The sequence below is a fragment of the Allobosea sp. P5_A5 genome, assembly GCF_056400625.1.
Genome location: NZ_JBFUKY010000003.1, coordinates 92,049 through 117,271, shown reverse-complemented (window position 1 = coordinate 117,271; position 25,223 = coordinate 92,049). Strand labels below are relative to the sequence as shown.

The 25,223-nt window shown below is 64.9% G+C and carries 21 protein-coding genes, 1 tRNA gene and 1 pseudogene; 8 read left to right on the top strand and 15 right to left on the bottom strand.

From position 1 onward, the window contains the following. Positions 1–9: 9 nt before the first annotated feature. From AC1DR6_RS07420 to AC1DR6_RS07410, 3 genes are all read right to left on the bottom strand, one after another. Entirely contained in the window at positions 10–537 is a 528-nt protein-coding gene (locus AC1DR6_RS07420) for a cupin domain-containing protein (RefSeq protein ID WP_476828559.1), read from the bottom strand. Positions 538–611: 74 nt separating this feature from the next. Beyond that, complete coding sequence (locus AC1DR6_RS07415) at positions 612–2,201, bottom strand: OpgD/OpgG family glucan biosynthesis protein (protein ID WP_476828558.1); 1,590 nt, start codon at positions 2,199–2,201, stop codon at positions 612–614. A gap of 77 nt (positions 2,202–2,278) precedes the next feature. Then, on the bottom strand, positions 2,279–3,373 hold the full coding sequence (locus tag AC1DR6_RS07410) for a sensor histidine kinase (RefSeq protein WP_476828557.1): 1,095 nt from the start codon (positions 3,371–3,373) through the stop codon (positions 2,279–2,281). 182 nt (positions 3,374–3,555) lie between these two features. On the opposite strand from AC1DR6_RS07410, the gene AC1DR6_RS07405 reads away from it, so the two are divergent. Then, on the top strand, positions 3,556–4,551 hold the full coding sequence (locus tag AC1DR6_RS07405; protein ID WP_476828556.1) for a sensor histidine kinase: 996 nt from the start codon (positions 3,556–3,558) through the stop codon (positions 4,549–4,551). Positions 4,552–4,773: 222 nt separating this feature from the next. On the opposite strand, the gene AC1DR6_RS07400 is transcribed toward AC1DR6_RS07405, so the two are convergent. From AC1DR6_RS07400 to AC1DR6_RS07385, 4 genes are all read right to left on the bottom strand, one after another. Then, positions 4,774–4,849: transfer RNA gene (locus AC1DR6_RS07400), tRNA-Thr, on the bottom strand. A 70-nt stretch (positions 4,850–4,919) separates the two neighbouring features. Further along, positions 4,920–5,858: a prephenate/arogenate dehydrogenase family protein gene (locus AC1DR6_RS07395; RefSeq protein WP_476828984.1), complete on the bottom strand. Its 939-nt coding sequence runs from the start codon at positions 5,856–5,858 to the stop codon at positions 4,920–4,922. Positions 5,859–5,863: 5 nt separating this feature from the next. After that, complete coding sequence (gene hisC / locus AC1DR6_RS07390; RefSeq protein WP_476828555.1) at positions 5,864–6,970, bottom strand: histidinol-phosphate transaminase; 1,107 nt, start codon at positions 6,968–6,970, stop codon at positions 5,864–5,866. Between the two features lie 102 nt (positions 6,971–7,072). Then, positions 7,073–7,909 (bottom strand): chorismate mutase, encoded by an 837-nt coding sequence (locus tag AC1DR6_RS07385; RefSeq protein WP_476828554.1) that lies wholly within the window; start codon positions 7,907–7,909, stop codon positions 7,073–7,075. 172 nt (positions 7,910–8,081) lie between these two features. Between AC1DR6_RS07385 and metX the strand changes: the two genes are divergently transcribed. Together metX and metW are read left to right on the top strand one after the other, a co-directional pair. Continuing rightward, a complete protein-coding gene (metX, locus tag AC1DR6_RS07380) occupies positions 8,082–9,251 on the top strand; it encodes a homoserine O-acetyltransferase MetX (RefSeq protein ID WP_476828553.1) in 1,170 nt (389 codons plus the stop codon). Between the two features lie 175 nt (positions 9,252–9,426). After that, on the top strand, positions 9,427–10,047 hold the full coding sequence (metW, locus tag AC1DR6_RS07375) for a methionine biosynthesis protein MetW (RefSeq protein WP_476828552.1): 621 nt from the start codon (positions 9,427–9,429) through the stop codon (positions 10,045–10,047). Positions 10,048–10,217: 170 nt separating this feature from the next. Here the strand turns inward: metW and clpB are convergent, their stop codons facing one another. Next, positions 10,218–12,836: an ATP-dependent chaperone ClpB gene (gene clpB / locus AC1DR6_RS07370; protein WP_476828551.1), complete on the bottom strand. Its 2,619-nt coding sequence runs from the start codon at positions 12,834–12,836 to the stop codon at positions 10,218–10,220. 176 nt (positions 12,837–13,012) lie between these two features. On the opposite strand from clpB, the gene AC1DR6_RS07365 reads away from it, so the two are divergent. Beyond that, a complete protein-coding gene (locus tag AC1DR6_RS07365; RefSeq protein WP_476828550.1) occupies positions 13,013–13,339 on the top strand; it encodes a DUF2293 domain-containing protein in 327 nt (108 codons plus the stop codon). Between the two features lie 83 nt (positions 13,340–13,422). Beyond that, positions 13,423–14,196 carry an MOSC domain-containing protein gene (locus tag AC1DR6_RS07360; RefSeq protein WP_476828983.1) on the top strand — a complete coding sequence of 258 codons (774 nt, stop codon included), beginning with the start codon at positions 13,423–13,425 and terminating at the stop codon, positions 14,194–14,196. A gap of 80 nt (positions 14,197–14,276) precedes the next feature. Here the strand turns inward: AC1DR6_RS07360 and AC1DR6_RS07355 are convergent, their stop codons facing one another. The 7 genes and pseudogenes from AC1DR6_RS07355 to otsA form a co-directional block, all read right to left on the bottom strand. Further along, positions 14,277–14,639 (bottom strand): hypothetical protein, encoded by a 363-nt coding sequence (locus AC1DR6_RS07355; protein ID WP_476829010.1) that lies wholly within the window; start codon positions 14,637–14,639, stop codon positions 14,277–14,279. A 597-nt stretch (positions 14,640–15,236) separates the two neighbouring features. Next, positions 15,237–15,431: pseudogene (locus AC1DR6_RS07350) on the bottom strand (DUF4167 domain-containing protein); the annotation flags it as partial. A 401-nt stretch (positions 15,432–15,832) separates the two neighbouring features. Then, a complete protein-coding gene (gene prmC / locus AC1DR6_RS07345; protein ID WP_476828549.1) occupies positions 15,833–16,816 on the bottom strand; it encodes a peptide chain release factor N(5)-glutamine methyltransferase in 984 nt (327 codons plus the stop codon). After that, a complete protein-coding gene (locus AC1DR6_RS07340) occupies positions 16,720–16,971 on the bottom strand; it encodes a hypothetical protein (RefSeq protein ID WP_476828548.1) in 252 nt (83 codons plus the stop codon). Before AC1DR6_RS07340 ends, prmC begins: the two co-directional genes overlap by 97 nt. Before the next feature lie 72 nt (positions 16,972–17,043). Next, positions 17,044–18,129 (bottom strand): peptide chain release factor 1, encoded by a 1,086-nt coding sequence (gene prfA / locus AC1DR6_RS07335; protein WP_476828547.1) that lies wholly within the window; start codon positions 18,127–18,129, stop codon positions 17,044–17,046. Between the two features lie 63 nt (positions 18,130–18,192). Next, positions 18,193–20,460: a phosphoenolpyruvate--protein phosphotransferase gene (gene ptsP / locus AC1DR6_RS07330; RefSeq protein WP_476828546.1), complete on the bottom strand. Its 2,268-nt coding sequence runs from the start codon at positions 20,458–20,460 to the stop codon at positions 18,193–18,195. 168 nt (positions 20,461–20,628) lie between these two features. Next, positions 20,629–22,185, bottom strand: a complete 1,557-nt coding sequence (gene otsA / locus AC1DR6_RS07325; RefSeq protein WP_476828545.1) for an alpha,alpha-trehalose-phosphate synthase (UDP-forming) — start codon at positions 22,183–22,185, stop codon at positions 20,629–20,631. Positions 22,186–22,441: 256 nt separating this feature from the next. On the opposite strand from otsA, the gene otsB reads away from it, so the two are divergent. From otsB to AC1DR6_RS07310, 3 genes are read left to right on the top strand one after another with little or no spacing between them, the layout of a single operon-like run. Beyond that, complete coding sequence (gene otsB, locus AC1DR6_RS07320; RefSeq protein WP_476828544.1) at positions 22,442–23,242, top strand: trehalose-phosphatase; 801 nt, start codon at positions 22,442–22,444, stop codon at positions 23,240–23,242. A gap of 2 nt (positions 23,243–23,244) precedes the next feature. Further along, entirely contained in the window at positions 23,245–24,525 is a 1,281-nt protein-coding gene (locus AC1DR6_RS07315) for a glycoside hydrolase family 15 protein (RefSeq protein ID WP_476828543.1), read from the top strand. Continuing rightward, the gene (locus tag AC1DR6_RS07310; RefSeq protein ID WP_476828542.1) at positions 24,453–25,085 is read left to right on the top strand and encodes a glycoside hydrolase family 15 protein; all 633 of its coding nucleotides are present in this window, start codon (positions 24,453–24,455) and stop codon (positions 25,083–25,085) included. The genes AC1DR6_RS07315 and AC1DR6_RS07310 overlap by 73 nt, the downstream gene beginning before the upstream one ends. Positions 25,086–25,223 lie beyond the last annotated feature (138 nt).

Genomic DNA, 25,223 nt, shown 5'->3' with positions numbered 1-25,223 from the left:
AAGCCCGCTTTAGCCGGGATGTTTGTGAATCGGGTCGACCCAGTAGACCGATTCCGGCTTCTCCACCGGGTCGACATCGGTGATGTTGACCACGACCGCCTCATTGTCCGAGCGCACCAGAACGCATTCCAGAACCTCGTCCGGCTTGGCGTTGATCTCCTGATGCGGAACATAGGGTGGCACATAGATGAAGTCGCCCGGCCCGGCCTCGGCGACGAATTCCAGCCGCTCGCCCCAGCGCAACCGCGCCCGTCCGCGCACCACGTAAATCACGCTTTCCAAGGCGCCGTGATGGTGGACGCCGGTCTTGGCGTCGGGCTCGATCGAGACGGTTCCGGCCCAGATCTTCTGCGCACCGACGCGGGCATGGTTGATCGCCGCTTGCCGGAACATGCCGGGCGTCTGCGCGGTGTTGGGGTCAAGCTGGTCGCCGGCGATGACGCGAACGCCATCATGCTTCCAACGAGCCTCGCCATCATGATGATGATGATGATCATCGCCGGCATTGTGGGGATGATCGTCGTTTGCGCCGCACATCGTCCGCTCCTGGGTTCAGCGCCATTCTCGCCCGTTCGGCGGGCATGGCAAGTCGAAGCGGCTCTCCTCGCCGTTCACTTCCGCGACGGCTGCGGCTTGGCCGTATCGCCCGGCGGAACAGACCATGTGACCGTCCAGGTTTCGCTCAGGGTGCGCTTGCGTGACCGGATGAACAGCCTGAGTTCCGCCGATTGCCCATCGGGCAAGGCCGCATCCACGATCGCCCGCACGCCTTTCAGAGGTGCGTTGAAGGTGAGGATCTTCGAGGTGATCTCGCCCGCCGTCGTGGAGGCGACCAGTTCCAGCCTCTCAGGCTCGTTTTGATAATAGGCCAGGTCGCCGCCCGAGAAATCGACGATGAAGCGCTTGGTGCCGCGCCCGTCGACAGAGCCGTCCTCGATGTCGGACCCATTGAAGCTCTGCTGGGCCTGCGCGAAGGGGTGCAGATTCCAGGTCGTCGACAAGGCCGATATCCGATAGCGCATTTCGGTCGGCTGGCCGGTCGGCAGTGGCGTATTGGGTGTCCAGCAGGCGACGATGTTGTCGAAGGCCTCGTTGACCGTGGGGATCTCGATAAGGTCGATCCGACCCTCGCCCCATTCTCCCTGCGGCTGGACCCAATAGCCCGGCCGGGCATCGTAGCGGGCTTCCAGATCCTGATAGCTTCCGAAATCGCGGTCCCGTTGCATCAGCCCGAAGCCACGCGGGTTCTTGTCGCCGAAGCTCGATATCCGCAGCGCCCTCGGGTTGCGGAGCGGCCGCCAGATCCACTCGCCACTGCCCGATTGCATCATCAGCCCGTCGGAATCATGGATTTCGGGCCGGAAATCGGTCCGCAACGACAGGTCGCCTTCGCCAGCCTGGAACATCGAGGTCAACGGCGCGATGCCGAGCCGGTCGATCGGCTTGCGCGGGATGATGGTCGCGGTCACGTCGACAAACGTCTCTTTTCCAGGGTTGACCACGTAGCGGTAAGCACCCGCGACCGAGGGCGAATCCAGCAGCGCATAGATCACGAGGTCGGTGCTGTCCGGCGAAGGTTCTTCCAGCCAGAGCGCGCGCATGAACGGGAACTCCTCGGGCTGCTTGCCGCCGACATCCAGAGCGAGTGAACGAGCGGAGAGGCCGTAGCGGTGCCCGCGCCCGATGAGGCGGAAATAGCTCGCGCCAAGGAACGAGATGACTTCGTCCTGCACTCTGGGGTCGTTGAGGGTCGTGGTGACGGCAAAGCCCGCGAAACCCAGCGCGGGCGACAGGCTCTTCGGCACCGACACCTTGCCGTATTCGAACAATCCGGTGGTGAAAGGGATCGGAACGGCCGTGCCGTGATTGATGATGTGCACCTGAACGGGCTTGTCGTGAAGGAAGCCGAGATGGAACGGCAGCAGGCGGAAATCCGAGCCGCCATCGCGCCAGAACGCCTTGTCACGCCGGAACCGGATCTCGCGATAGCTGTCATAGGTCAGCTGCGAAAGCTCTGTGGGGATGGCAGCGCTGCCGGCATCGAAGGGCCGCTCGGCAAGCGCTTTGGCCTGCTGGACGACATCGTCATAATTGAAGCCTCGCGGCCGGGCTGGCGCCGGCTGGGCCACGGCCGGCCGATAGGCGAGCGCACAGGCGCTCGACAGCAAGGCCAGCATCGTGCGGCGAGACGGAGCGAGCAAGGTCGACCTCTTTGGTTCTGGAGCTATCGAGCAGGCTGAACCAGTTCGGTCCGCCACAGTTCCCCTCGCCTGGCGGCTCAGGAGCCCTTGATGTCGGCCATGGGCGCGGCGAACCGCGCGATCAACCCGCCGGGCAACCACTGCTTGTCGACGCCGCCCCTGCCGAGAAGGCCCATCCGGATCAGGCGCGAGCCGAAACTGAGCTGGGTCGGCTCGCTCGCGGGTGGGCCTCCCGATTCCTGCCAGGTCATTCTCAACATCGGCTCGGCGGCGGTGTCATCGACGAGCCAGCTCAGGGAAACCTTGCCTTCCGGCCTCGAGAGCGCACCGTATTTGGCGGCATTGGTCGCCAATTCGTGCAGCAGCAGCGAGATCGAGACCGTTGCCCTCGGTCCGAGTTCGACATTCGGCCCGGACGTCAGGATGCGGCCGTTATCGCCGTGGAGTTCCAGCATCGGACGGATCACGGCGGCCAGCGACGCCGCGGTCCAGTCCTGCTGAAGAAGCTGGTCATGGGCCGCGCTCATCGCCGTGATGCGCCGCGTGAAGGCGTCGACCGCATCACGCTCCGACACCGCCTTCAGGGTCTGCGTCGCGATGGCCTGCACCATCGCAAGCGTGTTCTTCATGCGGTGGGCGATCTCGGCGTTCAGGACGGCCTGCTGCGCCTGAGCGGCGTCTCGCTCGCGCAGCGTCCGCCGCAACTCCAGCTGACGCATGACCTGGTGGGCCAGCACCTTGAGGGTATCCTGCTGGATCGAAGAGAGCTCGCGAGGCCGATAGTCCAGGACACAGACCGTTCCGATCGCATAGCCCTCAGCGGTCTTGAGCAGGGCCCCCGCGTAGAAGCGCAGACCGTTCTCGCTTGTCACCAGCGGGTTGCAATCGAACCGCGCATCCTTGGTCGCGTCGGGGATGATCATGAAATCCTGCTCCAGGATCGCCCTGGCGCAAAACGACGAGTCGAGCGGGGTTTCGCGTACACCCAGGCCGACCTCGGCCTTGAAGAACTGGCGACCCTCTCCGATCAGATTTACCACCGCGATGGGCGTCTCGCAGATCCGGGACGCAAGGTCGGCGATTTCATCGAAATCCTGCTCGCGGGGCGTATCCAGCATGGCGAAGCTGGCGAGTGCGCCCAGGCGCGCGCTTTCCTTGGACTCGATCTTCATAGGCACCTCCCGCCTCTCCTTGCAGGGATGGCACCCCGGAAATCAAGCTGATGGTCTTTAACGGATTTTCACAAATAGTCGCCTGTTATCGATTAGCGCGTCGCGTAGCTTTTGACATAGGTTCGAAGCCGCATATTCCATAGATTAGTCGTTCAACTTGCCCTTCGCCTTGGGAAGACCCCGTGCCCTCATCGAACCCGACCGCGTGGACCGCCAAGAGCCTTCGCCGCGCCATCAGTGCCGCGGGCGTCGCTCTCTGGGCCTGGAACGTCGAGACCGATGCCTTCTCAATGGATGATAGCGGCTTTGAGCTCTGGTCGGTCGAGCGCGCCGACGACGTGAAGTTCGAGGATCTCTCGGCTCGTATCCATCCGGCCGACCGCGACCGGGTGCGGGCGGCCTTCACCGCGACACGCGCCATCCTCGGCGCCTATGAAATCGACTTCCGCATCATGATCGGGGAGGAAATCCGGTGGATTTCCGCGCGGGGGATCGGCGATGATGTCGGCCTGCATAACCATCTCGCCTACGGCATCTTCCTCGATGTGACCGGCCGCAAACAGGCCGAAGAGGGCCATGAGCTGCTCGCCGGTGAAATGAGCCACAGGGTGAAGAACCTGCTCGCGATCGCTTCTGGACTGACCCAGATCGCGTCTCGTTCCTCGACCACGGCGGAGGAGATGGCCAAGGACCTGACCAGCCGCCTCACTTCGCTCGGCCGGGCTCACGATCTGGTGCGACCCCTGCCCGGCCACCAAGGCACCGCCGCCCTGCTCGGCGATCTGCTTTCCATCCTGCTCTCGCCTTACGAGGACATGGGCGCCTTCAGCGGACGCATCCGGGTCGCCGTGCCACGAATGGGCGTCGGCGAGGGGGCGGCCACGACGCTTGCGCTGGTGATCCACGAACTCGCGACCAACTCGCTCAAATACGGCGCACTCTCGGTCGAAACGGGCACGCTCGACGTATCGGGCTCCCAGGAGGACGACGAGATCAGGATCACGTGGACGGAGCGGGGCGGACCAGCCGTCGAGCTCCCGACCAAGTCCGCCGGCTACGGCAGCCGCCTTCTGCAGCGAAGCGTGACCGGCCAGCTCGGAGGCTCCATCGACTACGAATGGTCCGAGGGTGGGCTGATCGTCACGCTCCGCCTCAGGGCGTCCAAGCTCGCCGAATAGGCGGACCTGTGGATCGAGCCGGCGTGAGGGGCGCAGGCAGGAGCGTTTTCGCTGGCTTCTGACCGGACTGCGGTCGAACCCGGAAAGCCACACGTTTTAGCTGATGCGATGACTTCATGAAGCTGAGCGATCTGGCCGAATGACGCCAACATACAGCGTCGGACAGGCGCTCGCGGCAGGCCCACGCAATCACGACTCATTCGCGTCGGCATGCGTGGAAAGTGGTGCCGCTTGAGGGATTCGAACCCCCGACCCCCTCATTACGAATGAGGTGCTCTACCAGCTGAGCTAAAGCGGCGACGCTGGCGAGCCTCTATCAGCCCGGCCGATTCTTAGCAAGGCGAAGTCTTGCCTCTCGCCCGTCGGCATCACGGTTTGCGCAGTTTTTCCGTCTCCGGCTTCTCCTGGCCGAGTGCGACGATGCCGCGGCGGATGGCGCGGGTACGGGTGAAATGCTTGTGCAGCGTCTCTCCGTCGCCATAGCGGATCGCGCGGGTGAGCAAGGCCAGGTCCTCGTTGAAGCGGCCGAGCATTTCCAGGACCGCCTCCTTGTTGTGCAGGAAGACGTCGCGCCACATGGTCGGGTCCGAGGCCGCGATGCGGGTGAAGTCGCGGAAGCCGCCGGCGGAAAACTTGATCACCTCGGACTGCGTCACGGCCTCCAGATCCTCGGCGGTGCCGACGATGTTGTAGGCGATCAGGTGAGGCAGATGGCTGGTGACCGCCAGCACGAGGTCATGATGATGCGCGCTCATGACTTCGACGAGCGCGCCCATGCCCTCCCAGAACTGCCGGGTCTTTGCGATCGCGCCGGGCTCGGTGCCGTCGGGCGGCGTCAGAATGCACCAGCGGTTGAGAAAAAGGCTCGGAAAGCCGGCATCGGGGCCGGAATTTTCCGTACCGGCCACCGGGTGGGCCGGTACGAAAACGACACCCTCGGGCAGATGCGGGGTCACGGCATCGACCACCGAGCCCTTGACCGAACCGACATCGGAGAGGATCGCGCCCGGCTTCAGCTCCGCCGCGATCTCGGCTGCGACCTCCCCGCAAGCGCCGACCGGCACGCACAGGATGATGTGATCGGCGTCTCGCGCCGCTTCGGCGGCAGTCTCAACGACAGCGTGACCGAGTCCCAGTTCGCGCGCCCGCTTACGTACCCCTTCATCGCAATCGGCGAGCATGATCGTGCCGGCGAGGTTCAGTTCCTTCGCGGCGCAGGCGATCGAAGAGCCAATCAGTCCGATGCCGATGATGGCAAGCCGGCTGAAGACAGGCTCGGAGCGGCGCGGAGGAAGGCTTTCCATCATCTCGCTCATGGGTGGGGCGACAGGAAATCGGCGAGCGCCGCGACGACGAGGCGGTTGGCCTCCTCCGACCCGATCGTCATGCGCAGCGCGTCCGGCAGGCCGTATCCGCCCACCGCGCGCAGGATAAGGCCCCGCTGCGTCAGGAAGGCGTCGGCGTCCCCAGCGGTCTTGCCGGGGTCATTGGAAAAGTGGATCAGCACGAAATTGCCGACCGAGGGGGTAACAGTGAGGCCCAGCTTCTCCAGCTCGACCGTCGTCCAGGCCAGCCATTTGTCATTGTGCTCGATCGCCGCCGCGACATGCGCCTCGTCGGCCATGGCCGCAGCCCCGGCCTCGATTGCCGCGCCATTGACGTTGAAGGGGCCTCGAATGCGCTCCAGCGCGTCGAGGACATGGGCAGGACCGTAAAGCCAGCCGATGCGAAGATTGGCAAGCCCGTAGATCTTCGAGAAGGTGCGCGTCATCACGACATTCTCGCTCTCGGCCACGAGTTCGAGACCGGAGGCATAGTCGTTGCGACGGACGTATTCGGCATAGGCGGCATCGAGGACGAGCAGGACATGGCCCGGCAAGCCTGCCTGCAAGCGCTTGACCTCGTCGAAGGGCAGATAGGTCCCTGTCGGGTTGTTAGGGTTGGCGAGGAAGACGATCTTCGTCTTTGGCGTCACGGCGGCGAGGATGCCGTCGACATTGGCCGTGTAATCCTTCTCGGGCACGATCACTGGCTTTCCACCCGCCGCGAGGATGGCGATGCGGTAAACCAGGAAGCCGTACTGGCTGTAGATGCCCTCGTCCCCCTCCCCGAGATAGGCCTTGGTCACGAGTTCCAGCAGTTCGTCCGAGCCATTGCCGCAGATGATGCGCGCGGGATCGAGGCCATAACGGCCGGCGATGGCTTGCTTGAGGCGGCTCGAGGAGCCGTCCGGGTAAAGCTCGAGCTTGCCGGCAAGGCTGGCGAAGGCTTCCACGGCCTTCGGGCTCGGCCCCAGCGGCGTCTCGTTGGAGGAGAGCTTGTGGAGCTTCACCCCCGTCGGCGCATTCGACTTGCCGGGGACATAGGCCTGGATCTCGAGCACGCCGGGGCGGGGAACAGGGCGGGAGGTTGCGGACATGGTTCTAAGCTTTCGGTTTCATCCCCGCTCGGTCATCCCCGGTCTCCTTGCGGTCGCTGGGGATGACGGCGTCGAGGATGATCAGATCAGGAGCATGAGGACTTAGGAACGAGCGGATTTGACGGCGAAGCGGGCGGCGTGACTGCCGACCTCCGAAAAGTCGCTGAGACCGGCAGGCGCCAGCGCCGCACGGATCGCGGCCTGGTCGACCTCGCCGGACGCGGCGACCAGCAGCGAAAGATGCGAGCCATCGGCGGCCGAGGCCGAGACTTCGGCGAGATGCTCGGCAAGCCCATGCCGCAATCCGTCCGACCAGCGCTCGACGCGCGCAGCATAAAGCACGATCTCGCGCACGGCCGCGTCGGCGAGCGGCTTCGCCAGACAATAGACCGGGGTCCCGGCGGGATGATCCGGCCGCTCGATGAACGGCAACCGCGCGATGATCTTCGGCTTGTCGGCGCCGATCAGGTCGCGCCACCAGATGCCGGCGCTGGCCCCCTGGTCCATCCGAAAGATCCCGAGGTCGCCGGCGGATTCAGCAACGGCGCGGATGACCGCACGGGCATCCTCATGGGCGACGAAGGGCACCGTGAAACCGAAATGGAAGCGCGCGGAATCGCGCATCGCGGCATCACCGCCGGAGACGTCAGCATGAACCGCATAGCCCGCCTGCACATAGGTGAAGGTCGCGATGATGATGCGCCATATGCTCTCCACGGTGTCGAGCGGCAACAGGCCCTTATGGCTGAGCGCAAGCCGCTTCATGATGTCGGCTTCGCGGCCGGGGCGGAAGGCGGAGCCGGAGGCTTGCGTCTTCTTGATCGAAATCAGCGTCTCGATGATCTGCGAGCGTTCCATCAACAAGGCATGCATCGCATTGTCGATGCGATCGATTTCACCGCGCAGATCGGCGAGCGTGGTCGGGGCGGCTTCGGTCATGGGCAGGCGTGCGTTCCGAAAGGGCCACGCTCCTTAGCGCTCCCCTGCTGGCTTGGCAAAGCCGGGCGCGCAGTGCCGCGTTGACAGCGACGCGCCGCCACGTCATCGCTAGAGTTCTATTTTCCGAACGATTGGACCGGCAGGACAAATACATTCTGCCCGGACGGACGAGATGAGCGATCTTTCTCCTACCCTGGCCGACCCGCTGAAGGAGGCCAACGAGCCATCGAGCCAGGTCGCGCGGTTCGGCTCAGATGCCCCGCTGCTGATGGATTGCGGCGTCGTGCTCGACCGGTGGCAGATCGCCTACCAGACCTATGGCGAACTGAACGCGGCGAAATCCAACGCGATCCTGGTCTGCCACGCACTGACCGGCGACCAGTATGTCGCCAGCCGCAACCCGATCACCGGCAAGGGCGGCTGGTGGACGGCGATGATCGGGCCGGGCAAGCCGATCGACACCGAGCGGTATTTTATCATCTGTGCGAATGTCATCGGTGGGTGCACGGGCACGACCGGGCCGGCCTCGACCGACCCGAAAACGGGCCAGCCCTGGGGGCTGTCCTTTCCGATGGTGACCATTCGCGACATGGTGCGGGCGCAAGCGGCGCTGATCGATTCCCTCGGCATCGAGACGCTGTTTTGCGTCGCCGGCGGCTCGATGGGTGGCATGCAGGTGCTGCAATGGGCGGCGAGCTATCCGGGCCGCGTCTTCTCGGCGCTGCCGCTCGCGACCGGGGCCAAGCATTCGGCGCAGAATATCGCCTTCCACGAGGTCGGCCGGCAGGCGGTGATGGCCGACCCGGAATGGCGCGGCGGCCGTTATCTCGAAGAAGGCACGCGACCGTCCAAGGGATTGTCGGTCGCGCGCATGGGCGCTCACATCACCTATCTTTCGGAACAGGCGCTGCATCGCAAATTCGGCCGCAAGCTGCAGGATCGGGAGGCTCCGACCTTCTCCTTCGATGCGGATTTCCAGGTCGAGAGCTATCTGCGTCACCAGGGCCTAAGTTTCGTCGAGCGCTTCGACGCGAACTCCTATCTCTACGTCACGCGTGCGATGGACTATTTCGACCTCGCCGACGACCATGGCGGCGTGCTGGCAAAGGCGTTCGCCCGGACGAAGACGCGGTTCTGCGTGGCCTCGTTCACCTCGGACTGGCTTTTCCCGACCGCTGACTCCCGCGCCATCGTGCATGCGCTCAATGCGGCCGGTGCCTCGGTCTCCTTCGTCGAACTCGACAGCGACAAGGGACACGACGCCTTCCTGCTCGACGAGCCGAACCTGTTTGCGACGGCGCGCGGGTTTCTAGGCGCCGCGGCCCGGGCCAGGGGGATTTGATGCGCTCCGCCGCTTGTCATTCCGGGGCGGTCCGGAGGGCCGAACCCGGAACCCACGACCGGGTGAGACCGATCGACTGGATGTTGTTTTCCGTTGTGGCCAGTCGTGGGTTCCGGGTTCTTCGCTTTGCGAAGCCCCGGAATGACATCGGACTACGCGAGCCGGACGCACTGCCATGACCCTCCCCGATCACACCAATCGCATCGATCTCAAGCTCGTCGCCGAGATGGTGCGGCCCGGCACCCGGGTTCTCGATGTCGGCTGCGGCGACGGCGCTTTGCTCGCACTACTAGCCGAGACGCGCCAAGTCGACGCGCGCGGCATCGAATTGTCACGCGAGGGCGTGGCCGATTGCGTGACGCGGGGGCTCTCGGTGATCCAGGGCGATGCCGATACTGACCTCGCCGATTACCCGGACGACTCGTTCGACTACGTCATCCTCTCGCAGACGATCCAGGCGACCCGCAACCCAAGGCTGGTGCTGGAGCACATGCTGCGGATCGGCCGGCGCGCCATCGTCTCCTTCCCGAATTTCGGGCATTGGCGGATGCGCTCGCAGGTGTTCTTCCATGGGCGGATGCCTGTGACGGACTCCCTGCCCTATTCCTGGTGGGATACGCCGAACATTCATTTCTGCACGATCCGCGACTTCGTCACGCTGTGCGATCTCGTCGGCGCCGAGAAAGAGCGTGCGGTCGCTCTCGACGCGGCCGGTGGGCGTGTCGGCGTCAAGGCGCCTTGGTGGTTCTGGAACCTGTTCGGTGCGCAGGCGGTGTTCGTGCTGAAGCGGGGGTAGCTCGACGCACCCCGCTCCCCTTGCGGGAGAGGGCGGGGGTGAGGGGTCGCGCCGCGCTGAATCGTTAGCGCAGCTTCAGGTAGATCCTTCTCGAAGGTCGCGAGACCCCTCATCCGTCTCGGCTTTGCCGAGCCACCTTCTCCCGCAAGGGGAGAAGGACGCCGCCGCCCTCAATTCAGCGCAACGCCCACCGGCCGCTTTTCCTTCACGGACGGAACCGAGCCGAGCATCAGCGAGCCCGGCCCGACTGTGACCGGCACGTCCTCGCCATCCTTGATCTCGCCGGCGAGGATAGCTTCCGCCAGCGGGTCCTGCACCGACTTCTGGATGACGCGCTTGAGCGGGCGTGCGCCATAGGCGGGATCGTAGCCCTTGTCCGCCAGCCACTCGCGCGCCTCCTTGGAGAGTTCGAGCGTGATCTTGCGGTCGGTCAGCAGCTTGGCGAGCCGGCCCATCTGGATGTCGACGATGGCGCCCATGTCCTGCCGACGTAGCCGGTGGAACAGGATGATATCGTCGATGCGGTTCAGGAATTCCGGCCGGAATGCCTGCCGGACGACGCCCATCACCTCGTCGCGCACGGCCTCGCTGTCCTGCCCCTCGGGCTGGTTCACCAGATACTCCGAACCAAGGTTCGAGGTCATGATGATCAGCACATTGCGGAAATCCACCGTGCGACCCTGCCCGTCCGTCAGCCGCCCATCATCGAGAACCTGCAATAGAACGTTGAACACGTCGGGATGCGCCTTCTCGATCTCGTCGAACAGCACGACCTGATAGGGCCGGCGCCGCACCGCTTCCGTCAGCGCCCCGCCCTCCTCGTATCCGACATAGCCGGGAGGCGCGCCGATCAACCGGGCGACAGAGTGCTTCTCCATGTACTCGGACATGTCGATGCGGATCAGCGCAGAATCATCGTCGAACAGGAACGCGGCCAGCGCCTTGGTCAGCTCGGTCTTACCGACGCCGGTGGGGCCGAGGAACATGAAGGAGCCGATCGGGCGGTTGGGATCCTGCAGACCGGCGCGGGCACGACGCACAGCCGTCGAGACCGCCTCGACAGCCTCGCGCTGACCGACGACGCGGGACGCCAGAACCTCTTCCATGCGCAGGAGCTTTTCCTTCTCGCCCTGCAGCATGCGATCGACGGGAACCCCGGTCCAGCGGCTGACGATCTGCGCGACGTGGTCCGGCGTCACAGCTTCCTCGACCATGCCGCTGTCATTGCCTGTCGCCTCGATCTCGGCCAACGTCCGCTCAAGCTGCGGGATCTCGCCATAGGCGAGTTCGCCGGCGCGCTGATACTCGCCCTTGCGCTGAGCCTGGGCCAGCTCGGTGCGGGCGTTGTCGAGCTTGGTCTTGAGTTCGGCCGCCGCGCCGAGCTTGTCCTTCTCCGCTTTCCACTTGGCGGTAATGGTGTCGGAGCGCGTCTGGAGATCGGCGAGCTCGGATTCGAGCCGCTTCAGCCGCTCTTTCGAACCGGCGTCGCTTTCCTTCTTCAATGCCTCCTGCTCGATCTTGAGCCGAACGATCTCGCGATCGATCGAATCCAATTCCTCGGGCTTGGAGTCGACCTGCATGCGCAGCCGCGCGCTGGCCTCATCGACGAGGTCGATGGCCTTGTCGGGCAGGAAGCGGTCGGTGATGTAGCGGTTCGACAGGGTCGCGGCCGAGACCAGCGCCGAATCGGTGATGCGGACGCGGTGATGCTGCTCGTATTTCTCTTTAAGACCACGCAGGATCGAGATCGTGTCCTCGACGCTCGGCTCGTCCACAAAGACGGGCTGGAAGCGCCGAGCGAGCGCGGCGTCCTTCTCGACATATTTGCGGTATTCGTCGAGCGTGGTCGCGCCGACGCAGTGCAGCTCGCCGCGCGCCAAAGCGGGTTTGAGTAGGTTCGAGGCGTCCATCGCGCCATCGGCCTTGCCGGCGCCGACGAGCGTGTGCATCTCGTCGATGAACAGGATCACGCCGCCATCCGACGAGGACACTTCGGTCAGGATCGCCTTCAGCCGCTCCTCGAACTCGCCGCGATACTTAGCGCCGGCGATGAGGGAGCCCATGTCGAGCGCCAGCAACTGCTTGTCGCGCAGGCTTTCAGGCACGTCTTCATTGATGATGCGCAGCGCGAGGCCCTCGGCGATGGCGGTTTTGCCGACGCCGGGCTCGCCGATCAGGACAGGGTTGTTTTTGGTCCGGCGCGAGAGCACCTGAATGGTGCGGCGAATCTCTTCGTCACGGCCGATGACCGGATCGAGCTTGCCGTCGCGCGCCGCAGCCGTGAGGTCGCGGGTGTATTTTTTCAACGCGTCATAGGCCTGCTCGGCCCCGGCGGAATCGGCCGTTCGACCCTTGCGGATGGCCTCGATCGCCGTGTTGAGCGCCTGCGGTGTCACGCCGGCCTTGGCGAGCGCCTTGCCGGCCTCGGTGTCCTTCTCGATCGCGAGCGCCAGCAGCAGCCGCTCGACGGTGACGAACGAATCGCCGGCCTTCTCCGCCGCTTTTTCGGCCGTGTCGAAGACACGCGCCAGGCCGGGCGTCAGATTCAGCCCGCCCGAGCCGCCCGAAACTTTCGGCAGCTTGGCAAGCGCCTGCTCGACCGATTGCAGCGCGACGCGAGACTGGCCGCCGGCGCGGTCGATCAAGCCGGCAGCCATGCCCTCGGAATCGTCGAGCAGCGCCTTCAGCAGATGCTCGGCGGTGAATTGCTGGTTGCCCTCGCGCAAGGCGATGGTCTGTGCGGCCTGGAGAAAGCCCTTCGCGCGATCGGTATATTTCTCGATGTTCATTCAAACTACTCCGCCTGCAGCCCGCGCCCCGTAGCGACGCTGGGCCTGCCGCCCTCTCGATCAGGATCGGGCGCCGCTCACGGCCGCCCTCCGGGTCTGAAGATAGTGTGACATTGGCGCAACGGAAGAGGCTTGGACATAATTGACCGGCGGGCGCGGCCAAGCGCAGATCGAGCATGGCCGGGACCAAGCGACAGAAGGCGATTCGCGGCGCACTGAGAGCGCTGGCACCGGGCATTCCGCTGTCGGATGCCGAAGCCGTGCTTGCATTGGCCGAGCGTCGGCACATGAAAACACTGCCGCCCGCGACGGCGCTCTGGCTCGCGCTCGGCAGTCATGTCCGGCACAGCCACACCGATTACGACCGGTTGCTGGGCGAGGGATATGAGCGCGACGCGGCGCGCTTCTTCGTCGCCGACGACACCGATGACGTTCTGACGGGTTGGGGCTGCCAGCGCTCGGTCAGCGAGGGCGTCGATCCCGAAGCCGATGCCGGGGATTGATCGAAACGGTCACGGAAATTCAGCTGCCGACACTGGTGAAGACGATTATCACTCTCGTTTCGCCACACGACGACAGGACGACCATGCGCATCGAGACGCTGCACCGTTACCCGGTCAAAGGGCTTTCGCCGGAGCCGATCGGCGAGGCTGTTTTGGAAGCGGGCGGCTATTTTCCCGGCGACAGGCTCTTCGCCATCGAGAACGGCCCGTCCGGTTTCGATCCGGCGGAACCGGTCCATCAGCCGAAGATCAAATATCTGATGCTGATGCGCGATGAGGCACTGGCCAGACTGCGCAGCCGCTACGACGACGCCAGCGGCGAACTGGTCATCCAGCAGGACGACCAAGAGACGCTGCGAGCCGATACGACGACCGAAAACGGCCGTGTCGCCATCACACGGTTCTTTGAGCGCTTCATGCCGGGTTCGCTGCGCGGCGAAGCAAGGCTGCTCACCGCGCCACCGGCGTATCGCTTTACGGATTCCCGCTCGGGTTTCGTCTCCATCATCAACCGGGCCAGCGTTGCCGATCTCGAGCAGCGCATCGGCCTGCCGATCGACCCGTTGCGCTTTCGCGGCAACCTCCTCGTCAGCGGCCTGGACGCTTGGGCCGAGAACGAACTCGTCGGGCAGGATCTGGTCGGGCAGGACGGCCTCCGCCTGCAGGTCATCAAGCGGATCGAGCGCTGCGCCGCCACCAATGTCGATCCCGAAACCGGCGCCCGCGACCGGCAGATTCCGAAAGCGCTGATGAAGAACTACGGCCATGTCGATTGCGGCCTCTATTGCCGCGTTCTCACCGGCGGGGTTCTCAGACCAGGTCTGGTTTTGACGTCGGCCGAAGCCGTCGCGGCCTGACAAACGGCCCGACGCCGACGCGGCAGCAAAAAGGGCCCTCGCGGGCCCTTTTTCATTCATAATCGGTCACGTCGGGAGCATCAGCTCTCGGCTGAACCGTCGGTATCGGAGCCCAACGCATCCATCACCTCGCGCGGCGAGCGACGGCGGCGCGTACGCTTCGGCGCGGCTTCCGCGGACGGCTTGTCACCATTCTCAGCCGCGGCGGCCGGAGCAGCAGGTTCGACCGGGGCAGGCTCGGCCGGCACGATCCGCACCGGGTTGGTCAGGAAGGACGGCAGAGCCGAGGCGATGTCGTCGCCCTCGGGCTCCGGCTGGCGTTCGCGGCGCGGGCGACGTTCGGCACGGGGGGCGCGCTCGGGACGCTCGAAGCTGCGTTCGTCATTCTGCTGCGGCAGCGGTGCCGCTGCCTCGACGCCCAAGCCAGCGTCGGCAACCGGCATGTCGGACCTTGGCGCATCGGACCGGGGCGCGTAACTGCCCTGCCCTTGCTCGCCATTGCGGTCGAAGCGACGATCGCCGCGATCCTGCTGGTTCCGATCCTGCTGAGGGCGATCTTGCTGAGGGCGATCTTGCTGAGGGCGATCCTGCTGGGGCCGGTCCTGCTGAGGACGGTCCTGCGGGTTGCGATCTTGCGGATTACGATCGAAACGGCGCTCGTTATTGGGGTTGTTGTTGAAGCGCTCGCGGCGGTTCGGCCTGTCGAAACGCTGTCCGCCCTGCTGCTGACCGTCGAAGCCTTCACCGCCGTCGCTGCGTTGGCCGCCTTCGCTGCGCTGGCCGCCGTCGGCACGCTGCCCGCCTTGGCCGTTATAGCCATTGCCGTTCATGTGGCCGTTCTGAGCGCGCATATCGGGCTGGGGGCCGGAGCCGGGGATGAACCCGCCCTGGATATCCTCGTCGCCGTCCTCGTCGACCTCGTCCTCGACATCGACGAAAGCCCGGTTCGGCGGAAAAGCATGGCCGAACTGCTGGGTCATCTGCTCCTGAGCGGCGAGCAGGATGCGATAATAATGCTCCGCGTATTGGAAATAGCTTTCCGAAGCAACGGTATCGCCGGACGACTGAGCGTCGCGCGCGAGCTGCAAGTATTTCTCGGCAATGTTCTGCGCCGTGCCGCGGACTTTTACGTCCGGGCCGTTCGACTCGTAGCTGCGCTGCAACGGGTTCGGCGATTTGCGATTGCCGTTATTGTTGTTGTTATGGGTACCGCCGCTATTGTTACGGCCGCGCATACGCCGGTTCTGACCTGGTCTCATTCGCGTCTGTCTCGCGCTTCTTTGTTCAAAGCAACCGTGGCGCCGTCATGCGCGTTTCGACATGCGGCGGGTTGCGACGCCGTGTCGGACTAAGTGGACCTGAAGGGGCCGTGCGCCGTTCCTGGTCTTCACGCGCTCTTGTTCCAAAGGGTTTCTAACCCCGAATGCCGCGGGTGCGCCGCCTGCGCCCGTTCCAATCCGGCACGTCGAAGATGCCGTCGCGGACATTCATCCGAAAACGACCCGAGCTGAGCTAACCTACCAATCAAAGGGGCTGCCCAAGGCTTCGGCTCCGACGCCGCCAGCTTCGGCTAGGTGGTACATAGCCGTTTTCAGACGCGTCTCCAAGCGAAATCGACTGAAAGCTGTGGGCATCTTCATTGGGACGCGAAGATTAACGCGCGTTCATGGCCTCCGAGATCGCAGCGGCTGCTGCGAAGCTCCAGGCCCCCTTCCCGCATCAGCGCGACCACGTCGTCTTTCTGACCGGCACCGATCTCCAGGATAACGACGCCGCCTGGATTCAGCCGAGCTGGAAGGGAACAGGCAAAGGCGCGGTAGGGCGCCAGGCCATCCTGCCCGCCGTCGAGCGCAAGCCTCGGGTCATGATCCCTGACCTCGGGCGTCAAGGTCTCGATTTCGGCCGACGGAATGTAAGGCGGATTGGAGAGGATCAGGTCGAAGCGTTCGTCCACGCCATCCGCCCAATGGCCCTGCCGAAAGCGGGCGCGTGCGCTGACGCCATTGCGCTCGGCGTTTTCGCTCGCGGTCCGGCAGGCTTCCTCCGAAAGATCGATGCCGAGCCCGACCGCATGCGTGCATTCATGCAGCATCGCGATCAACAGGCAGCCTGTTCCGGTGCCGAGATCCAGAATGGCAAGCGGGTCGTCCTGCCGATTCTCAATGGCGGCCAGCGCGGCCTCGACGATCGTTTCACTGTCCGGGCGAGGCTCCAGCGTTGCTGGCGACAGCTGAAAGGTCAGCCCCCAGAACTCGCGCTCGCCGATGATGCGCCAGGTCGGTTCGCCAGCGATGCGCCGGTTTATGAGCGCCTGCAGTCTTGACCAGGTTTCGGGGGTCAGCGGGGTGTCGGGATCGAGCCCCTTGGTATCCACCTCTGTTAGCCAACGAACGTCGAGGGCTGCATTTTCGATGCCGGCTCGCTTCAAGGTCCGCACAAGCAAACGCCGCGCCGCCCTTTCGGTCGGCACGGCGCCATCAAGCTTGTCGTCGCCTGCGGGAGACAGCGAGCCTCCCGCCGAAATCAGTTGTTGCCCTGCATCTTCTGGTTGACGCACTGGCGCATCTTGACGCGGATGGACTTCTTGCTTTCGCGCGCTCCGCGCATCTCGGCGCGGCAAGCCTTGCTGGCCTGAGCCTGCGTCATCGAATTCATGAGCGCCGGGGACTGGCCCGAGGTCATCTTGCGCATCGTCTGGTCCTGCGCCTGCGAGGCGCCGCTGATCGCCAGCGTCATCATGCCGGCCATGGCGAACATCGAAAGGGTCTTGAGCATTGGAGGGTCCCCCCATTGTTGTGGATACCCTTGCAACCCCCGACAACCTGTTTTGTTTCGCATCACCTTGCGTCATGCCGGATTTTCCGAAGCGAGCAGCCTGGCTTGGTGTTCGGCCGTTAGCGCGTCGATCACCTCGTCCAGCACCAGCCCCTGCATCATCTCGTCGAGCTTGTAGAGGGTCAGGTTGACGCGATGATCGGTCATTCGGCCCTGCGGAAAATTATAGGTACGGATGCGCTCCGAGCGATCTCCCGAACCGACCTGCGCGCGGCGGTCGGCCGAGCGCTCCGCATCGATCTTCGTCCGCTCGATGTCGTAGAGCTTGGCACGCAACAGGTCATAGGCCCGCGCTTTGTTCTTGTGCTGGGAGCGCTCGTCCTGGACCAGAACGACCGTCCCGGTCGGGATATGGGTCAGGCGCACCGCCGATTCGGTCTTGTTGACGTGCTGCCCGCCAGCCCCGCCCGAACGCAGCGTGTCCGTCCTGATGTCGCCTTCGTTCAGCACGACGTCGACATCGGTGGCCAAGGGCAAAGTCGCCACCGTAGCGGCCGAGGTATGGATGCGCCCACTCCCTTCGGTATCGGGCACGCGCTGGACGCGATGCACGCCGGATTCGAACTTCAGCCTCGCATAGACACCGCGCCCGTTGATCTCGGCGATGACCTCCTTGTAGCCACCGGCCGTGCCCTCGCTCTCCGAGAGCACGTCGACGTTCCAGCCCTTTTGAGCCGCATAGCGTTGGTACATGCGCAGCAGGTCGCCGGCGAAGAGGGAGGCTTCGTCCCCGCCCGTGCCGGCACGGATTTCGAGGATGACACCACGCTCGTCCGCCGCATCCTTGGGCAGCAACGCGACCAGAATTTCGCGGGCCCGGGCCTCGATCTCGGTGCGCGCCTCGTCCCGTTCCTCATGGGCGAGATCGCGCAGTTCCGGGTCGGTGGCGGGATCGTCGATCAGCGCCTGCGCTCCGGCGAGCGTCATCTGTGCCTGGCGCCAGGTGGCGATCGCATCGACGACCGGAGCGAGCTCGGAGAGCTCCCGCGCCAGCTCCACCGTGCGAACCGGGTCGCTGGCATGATTGATCTCGTCGGTGGCAGTGGCGTGGCGGGCCACGATCCCGTCGAGACGGTCTTCGGGAAGTTGCAGGGACATGGGACTACGACTCTGGACATCGGGGACAGCGCTTCGAGAGCAGCCGGAGGCCGCTGACGCTCGCTAGACCGGAACCTTGAATTCGGATGCGAAGGCCGCGAGCTGCGGGCGCAGATTGGCCGTGCCTTCGGGAGAAACCAGCATCCAGTCTAGTCGCTCGCGCAGCTTGCCGGTGTCGAGCGCGCGCAGCATCGCCCGGATCGGCCCGATCGAAGCCGCTGACATCGAGAAGCCGCGATATCCCAGGCCGATCAGTGCCATCGCCTCGAGCGGCTTCCCACCCATCTCGCCACAGACGGTGAGCGGGCAATCGACCTCGGCTGCCGCTTCGACGATCGTCTTCAATGCCCTGAGCGCACCGACGCTGAGAGGGTCAAAACGGTCGGCGACGCGCTTGTTCTCGCGGTCGGCCGCGAACAGGAACTGCATCAGATCATTGGTGCCGATCGACAGGAAATCCGCCTCGCGCACGAGTTCCGGCAGCTCGAAGAGCAGCGAGGGCACCTCGACCATCGCACCAACACGCAGATCGCGCGGGGCCGCGACGCCCTGCTTTTCCAGCATCGCCTGCTCGCGATGCAGGATCATCCGGGCGCGCCTGAATTCGTCGGTCGTCGCCACCATCGGCAGCATGATCTTCAGGTCGCGGCCAACGCCTGCGCGCAGCATCGCGCGCAGCTGTCCCCGGAGGAGGCGCGGCTTGTCGAGGCCGATGCGGATGGCGCGCCAGCCCAAGGCAGGGTTCTCTTCCTCGATCCGCTCCATATAGGGCAGCACCTTGTCGCCGCCGATATCGAGTGTGCGGAAGGTGACCGGGCGGTCCTGCGCCGCATCGAGCACGGCGGTGTAGAGCGCCTGCTGTTCCGCCGTGGTCGGCATGTGCTGCGCGACCATGAATTGCAGCTCTGTGCGAAACAGCCCCACTCCGGCAGAGGCCGTCGCATCGAGATTGGGCATGTCGACGATCAGGCCGGCGTTGATCTGCAGTGTGATGTTCACGCCGTCCCTGGTGATCGAGGGCTGTGCCTTGAGTTTTTCATACTGCTTCTGCTTGCGTGCCCGCAGCCTCGCCTTGTCCTTGTAGGCGTTTTCGACATCCGGCTGCGGGCGGATCTGCACCTCGCCCGCCATTCCATCGACGATGACGGCGTCCCCTGCCTGCACCAGGGCGGTCGCATTGACGACCTCGCCGACCGCCGGAATCCCCAGCGCGCGGGCGACGATGGCGATGTGGCTGGTTGGCCCGCCCTCCTCCAGCACGAGACCGCGCAGGCGGCCGCGATCGTAATCCAGCAAGGCGGCCGGTCCCATCGACCTCGCGACGAGGATCGCGTTTTCCGGCATCTCCTCGCGCGCGACGCCGTTGGCGCGGCCCGTCAGCGTGCGCAGCAGGCGGTTGGCGAGGTCGTCGAGATCGTGAAGCCGCTCGCGTAGATAAGGATCGGTCTGACGCAGCATCTTGGCGCGTGTATCGGACTGCACGCGTTCGACCGCAGCCTCGGCCGTCAGGCCGGTCATCACGACGTCGCGCATCCGCCGCAACCAGCCCTGATCATGAGCGAACATGCGGAAGGTTTCGAGCACCTCCCGGTGCTCGCCGGTGTGGGCGACATCGCCGCGCTCAATCAGTTCGTCGATCGAGGCCCGCATGGCCCCGATCGCGTCCTCAAGCCGCTTGACCTCGGCCGCCGGGTTTTCGGCGATCAGGTTGGTGATCGCGACGCGCGGCTCGTGCAGCACCGCGTAGCCGAGCCCGACACCGTCCGCCAGCGCGACGCCGATGCCATGGATCGGCCTGTCCAGCCCGATCGAAGACCCCGGCAGGGCGAGCGATTTCAGCCCGCCTGCCGCGATCATCTCGGCCATGATCATGGCCGTGGTCTGCAGCGACTCGATTTCCTCGTCGTTGTAGACGCGCGAGGCGCGGTTCTGGATGACGAGAACGCCCATCACGGCGCCGCCGCGCAGGATCGGCACGCCCAGGAAGGACCGGTAGATCTCCTCGCCGGTCTCTGGACGATAGGAGAAGGACGGGTGCGCCTGCGCATCCGACAACGCGATCGGCTCGGCCTCGCTGGCGATCAGGCCGACGAGGCCCTCGCCGGCGCGCATCGTGGTGAGGTGAACGGCCTCCCGGTTGAGGCCTTCGGTGGCGTACAGCTCGAGCGAGCCGTCATCGCGCAGGACATAGACGGAGCAGACTTCGGCAACGAGATTGCCGGCGATCAGCACAACGATGCGATCGAGCCGCTCTTGCGGACTGATCGAAGCCGCCATCACCTCGCGGAGGCGGCGCAGCAGAACGCCCGGTCCCCCGAGAGCGCCTCGCATCGATCTCAGCCCTCCGCCAGCCTCTAGCCATCGACGATGCGATGCCTGTCCTCGCTCCGAGTCGCCCCACTCGTCACGCTTCGCCTTCTAGCGATCAAACGGCGCTTTCGGCAAGCCTGCTCGCGTCACCGTTCGAGATCATGCATCGGATGAGACGCTCCGACCACCTCAGCTTTGAACGATTCTCAGACGAGGATTGCCCTTACGGCTTTGCCGCGCAGGCGTCTTCGCCCCGGCCGGCACTGAGCGCGTCTTCCCCGTATTCTTCGGATCCCCGCCCTTGGCGCGCGAGCGCGGCGACTTGGGCGCCGGCATGTCGATCGGCCAGGCGCGCGGCTGTTCCGGCACGTCCAGGCCGATCGACAGCGCATCGAGATAACGCTGTGTCCACCATGCGATGTCGGTTGCGGCGATCGTCCGGTAGAGGCTTTCGAAGCGTCGGATGCGCTCCGAGAGCGGCATGGCCAGCGCGGTGCGGATCGCTTCGGCAACCTCATGGGTGTCGTAGGGGTTGACGATCAGCGCCTCGCCCATCTGCTGGGCGGCGCCAGCGAAGCGCGACAGCACGAGCACGCCCGGATCGGCCGGATCCTGCGCCGCGATATATTCCTTGGCGACGAGGTTCATCCCGTCGCGCATCGGCGTCACCAGTCCGACCTGGGCCCGGCGGTAGAAGCCAGCCAGCGCGCTGCGGGAATAGGCCTTCTTCACGACACGGATCGGAGTCCAGTCGAACTCGCCGAGCTGCGCGTTCAAGCGCCCGGCGACCTCGTCAGATTGGCGATCGAGCTCGGCGTATTCCGGCACGTCGCTGCGGGAAGGCGGCGCGATCTGGAGAAGGCTGACCCGTCCGCGCTGGTCGGGATGGCTGCGCAGGAACTGGCCGAAGGCTTCCAGCCGCTGGACGATGCCCTTTGAATAATCGAGCCGATCGACGCCGATGACGAGCTTGCGCTCGCCCAGCGATTCCCGGGTCGCCCGCAGCGGCGTCGCGGCCTGGCGGACCGATGCCGCGGCAAGCCGCCTGAAGGCATCGACGTCGATGCCGATCGGGAAGGCGCGCACCACCGTCTTGCGAGGGCCCAGCCGGATACCTCCCGCCTCTGCATGGGCGCCGCAGAGCGAAACCAGGCCGCCGACCAGATTGCGCGCATCGACTTCCGTCTGCATGCCGACGAGATCGTAGGAGGTCATCGTTCGGACCAGCGTCGCGCTGAAAGGAAGCGCGCCCAGCACATCGGCGGATGGCCATGGAATATGATGGAAATAGCCGATGCGATTGCTGATGCCCCGGCGGCGCAGCTCCGACGCCAGCGGAATCAGGTGATAATCATGGATCCAGATGACATCGTCCGGCTGGATCAACCCGGCCAAGGCCCTGGCGAAGCGCCGATTGACGCCGAGATAGCCCATATAGTCGCTGCGCTGAAATTCGGTCAGCCCGAGCCTGTAATGCATGATCGGCCACAGCGCCCGGTTCGAGAAGCCGAGATAGTAGCTTTGCCGCTCGGCCTCACTGAGGTCGGTCAACGCATAAGTCACATTGCCGCGCTGGACCTGATCGACTTCCTGAGCCGAGCCGTCGCCGGTCTTGCCGCTCCAGCCGAACCAGAGCCCTCCATGCGTCTCCAGCGCCTCCCTCAACGCGACCGCAAGCCCGCCCGCCGTCGCCTTCTCGTTGCGCTCGGGAACGGTCACACGGTTCGAGACGACGACGAGACGCATACCGGAAGACACTCCACATCAAACGAAGGGGCACCGGAGTTTTGTCATAGCCGGCAGGAACAGAACGCCATTGAGGGCGTAATGTTTCCGCATAGCACAAGCACGGCCGTGGCCGGCGATAGTGCGCCATGCTGCCTCGGGCAAAAAACTAGGCAGATACGCCACGAGCTTGTCGCCTCAAGGCTACCAACCCTGGCAAAGGACTGCCTATGATCGTGTCGTTCTTCCGCCGCGTTCATCACCCAGATACCGAGCGATGATGCCTTTGACCGAGCAAAACCTGTCTGGTGCAGCTGATCCCTCTCTCGCTCTCGAGCAGGGCATCGCCCTGTTCCTGGACTTCGACGGGACGCTGGTCGAAATCGCGCCGTCGCCTGAGGACGTGAAGCTCGACCGCCGCGTCGGTCCTGCGCTCGAGGCGTTGCGGCAGCAGCTCGACGGCGCCCTTGCGCTGGTGTCTGGCCGGCCGATCGCGTTCCTCGACGAGCAGCTGGCGCCGCACCGCTTCGACATCGCAGGGCTGCACGGGGCCCAGATCCGGCTCGACGACGCGGTGCGCTCGCAGGCCGAGGAGCCGCCGAACATGCCCGAAGCGCTGCGCGACCTCGTCCGCTTTGCCAACGGCCATGTCGGCATCATCGTCGAAGACAAACGCATCTCGGTCGCGCTGCATTGGCGTCTGGCGCCGCAGCTTCATGACGAGGCGCTCGACCTGATGCGGAAGACGGCGGCAAAGCTCGGACCGGACGTGCGGCTGCAGGAAGGCAAGGCGGTGGCCGAGATCGTCCCGGCCGGCGCGAGCAAGGGCAACGCCATCGCCTGGCTGATGAGTACGCCTCGTTATGCCGGGCGACGCGCTGTCTTCATTGGTGACGACATCACCGATGAGGCCGGTTTCGAAGCGGTCAACGCCATGGGTGGCCTGTCGATCCGTATCGGGAACGACCATGAAAGCCAGGCCAAGATCAGGCTGGCGTCCCCCACCGTGCTCAGGCACATCCTGATCGAGGCCGCCGAGAGCGGCCGCCTGACTGCCGCAAGCTTTTCCCGGGACTGATGATGACGGCTACGATTTCGACCGCGGGGCACCATTCCGCCTCGCTGGATCTCGGCGTGATCGGCAATTGCTCGATCGCCGCGCTGGTCGATCGGCGCGCCCGCATCGTCTGGGGCTGCTTTCCCCGCTTCGACCGCGACCCGGTCTTCTGCGCCCTGATCGACAATGAAGCGGACGATGGCGATGCCGAGCCGCAGAGGGGCTTTTTCGGGATCGAGCTCGTGGGCATGACCCGCTGCGAGCAGGGTTATCTCGACAACACCGCCGTGCTGTCCTCGGTGCTGTCGGACGACCAGGGCAATGCCATCGAGATCCTGGATTTCGCGCCGCGTTTCGTGCGCTATGAGCGCTTCTTCCGCCCGCCGCAGCTGGTCCGCAGGGTTCGACGAGTCTCGGGCCGCCCGCGCATTCGCGTCGTCGTGAAGCCCAGTCTCGGCATCGGCGAGGCGCCCGACGAGATGACGCGGGGCTCGAACCATGTCCGCTTCGTCGGCGCCGACCAGACGATCCGTCTGACGACCAATGCGCCTTTGTCCTATGTCGTCGAGGGCACGGCCTTCGCGGTGGACCAGACCTATTCCTTCTTCATCGGCTCGGACGAGGCACTGCGCGCCGAGATCGAGACGACGTCGCGCGAATTTCTCGACAAGACGACGGATTACTGGCGCGACTGGGTGCGCTCGCTGTCGCTGCCCTTCGAGTATCAAAGCGAGGTCATCCGGGCCGCGATAACCCTCAAGCTGTGCGCCTTCGAGGAGACGGGCGCCATCATTGCCGCGCTCACCACCTCGATCCCCGAGGCGCCGGGCACGCAGCGCAATTGGGACTACCGGTTCTGCTGGCTGCGGGACGCCTATTTCGTCGTCCACGCGCTGAACCGGTTGGGCACGACGCGGACGATGGAAGACTATCTCGGCTTCATCAAAAACATCGTCGACAACTTCACCGAAAGCGGCGCCGAGCACCTGCCGCCGCTCTACCCGATCACGCGCGGCGGCGCGCTGACGGAATTCGAGGCCACCAATCTATCGGGTTATCGGGGCCACCGGCCGGTGCGCTTCGGCAACGGCGCGGCGGGCCAGATCCAGAATGACGGCTATGGCGCGGTCGTGCTGGCAGCGACGCATGCCTTCTTCGACCGGCGGCTGATCCAGCCCGGCAAGGACACGCTGTTCAGCCAGCTCGAACACATGGGAGAGCGCGCCGTGCCGTGTTTGACAAGCCCGATGCCGGCCCGTGGGAGCTGCGAGAAAAGGAGGCCGTGCATGCCTTCTCGAGCGTGATGTGCTGGGCGGCCTGCGACAGGCTGGCGCGGATCGCCGGCACGCTCGGCCGCTCTGACCGCAAGGATTATTGGAAGACCGAAGCCAAACGTCTCAAGGCGACCATCACCGAGCGAATCTGGAACGAAACGAAGGGACATTTCGTCTCGACTTTCGACGGCGAGGAGCTCGATGCGACCCTGCTGCTTCTGGCCGAGCTGGGCTTCGTCAAACCCGACGATGCCCGCTTCGTCGCGACGGTCGAAGCGATAGGCCGCGACCTCAAGCGGGGCGACCTGTTGCTGCGTTACGCGACGCAGGATGATTTCGGCTACATGCACACCGGCTTCCTGATCTGCGCCTTCTGGTATGTCGATGCGCTGAACGCCATCGGGCGCAGCGAGGAGGCGAAGGAACTGTTCGGGCGCATCCTGCAACGCCGCAACAGCTTCGGCCTGCTCTCGGAAGACGCCGACCTTACGACCGGCGAACTCTGGGGCAACTTTCCGCAGACCTACTCCCATGTCGGCATGATCAACTGCGCGATGCGGCTCAGCCGGAACTGGGAAGAGGCGTTCTAGGCCCTCCGCTACCCCGTCCTTACGGGGCGGAGCGAAGCAATCCAGGACTGGGTTCAACTGTCCGAGCCAGTCCTCTGGATTGCTCCGTCGCTCTGCTCCTCGCAATGACGGTGGAGCCGGCAAGTCTCATAAAAAAAG

Bases quoted from the DNA above. Each gene is read 5' to 3' on its own strand.
- clpB (WP_476828551.1), bottom strand. From the start codon at position 12,836: ATGAACATCGAGAAATATACCGATCGCGCGAAGGGCTTTCTCCAGGCC.
- AC1DR6_RS07355 (WP_476829010.1), bottom strand. From the start codon at position 14,639: ATGCCGGTTGCCGACGCTGGCTTGGGCGTCGAGGCAGCGGCACCGCTG.
- metW (WP_476828552.1), top strand. From the start codon at position 9,427: ATGACCCTCCCCGATCACACCAATCGCATCGATCTCAAGCTCGTCGCC.
- ptsP (WP_476828546.1), bottom strand. From the start codon at position 20,460: ATGCGAGGCGCTCTCGGGGGACCGGGCGTTCTGCTGCGCCGCCTCCGC.
- prfA (WP_476828547.1), bottom strand. From the start codon at position 18,129: ATGTCCCTGCAACTTCCCGAAGACCGTCTCGACGGGATCGTGGCCCGC.
- AC1DR6_RS07315 (WP_476828543.1), top strand. From the start codon at position 23,245: ATGACGGCTACGATTTCGACCGCGGGGCACCATTCCGCCTCGCTGGAT.
- metX (WP_476828553.1), top strand. From the start codon at position 8,082: ATGAGCGATCTTTCTCCTACCCTGGCCGACCCGCTGAAGGAGGCCAAC.
- AC1DR6_RS07340 (WP_476828548.1), bottom strand. From the start codon at position 16,971: ATGCTCAAGACCCTTTCGATGTTCGCCATGGCCGGCATGATGACGCTG.
- AC1DR6_RS07385 (WP_476828554.1), bottom strand. From the start codon at position 7,909: ATGACCGAAGCCGCCCCGACCACGCTCGCCGATCTGCGCGGTGAAATC.
- otsA (WP_476828545.1), bottom strand. From the start codon at position 22,185: ATGCGTCTCGTCGTCGTCTCGAACCGTGTGACCGTTCCCGAGCGCAAC.
- otsB (WP_476828544.1), top strand. From the start codon at position 22,442: ATGATGCCTTTGACCGAGCAAAACCTGTCTGGTGCAGCTGATCCCTCT.
- AC1DR6_RS07420 (WP_476828559.1), bottom strand. From the start codon at position 537: ATGTGCGGCGCAAACGACGATCATCCCCACAATGCCGGCGATGATCAT.
- hisC (WP_476828555.1), bottom strand. From the start codon at position 6,970: ATGTCCGCAACCTCCCGCCCTGTTCCCCGCCCCGGCGTGCTCGAGATC.
- AC1DR6_RS07410 (WP_476828557.1), bottom strand. From the start codon at position 3,373: ATGAAGATCGAGTCCAAGGAAAGCGCGCGCCTGGGCGCACTCGCCAGC.
- AC1DR6_RS07395 (WP_476828984.1), bottom strand. From the start codon at position 5,858: ATGATGGAAAGCCTTCCTCCGCGCCGCTCCGAGCCTGTCTTCAGCCGG.
- AC1DR6_RS07360 (WP_476828983.1), top strand. From the start codon at position 13,423: ATGCGCATCGAGACGCTGCACCGTTACCCGGTCAAAGGGCTTTCGCCG.
- AC1DR6_RS07365 (WP_476828550.1), top strand. From the start codon at position 13,013: ATGGCCGGGACCAAGCGACAGAAGGCGATTCGCGGCGCACTGAGAGCG.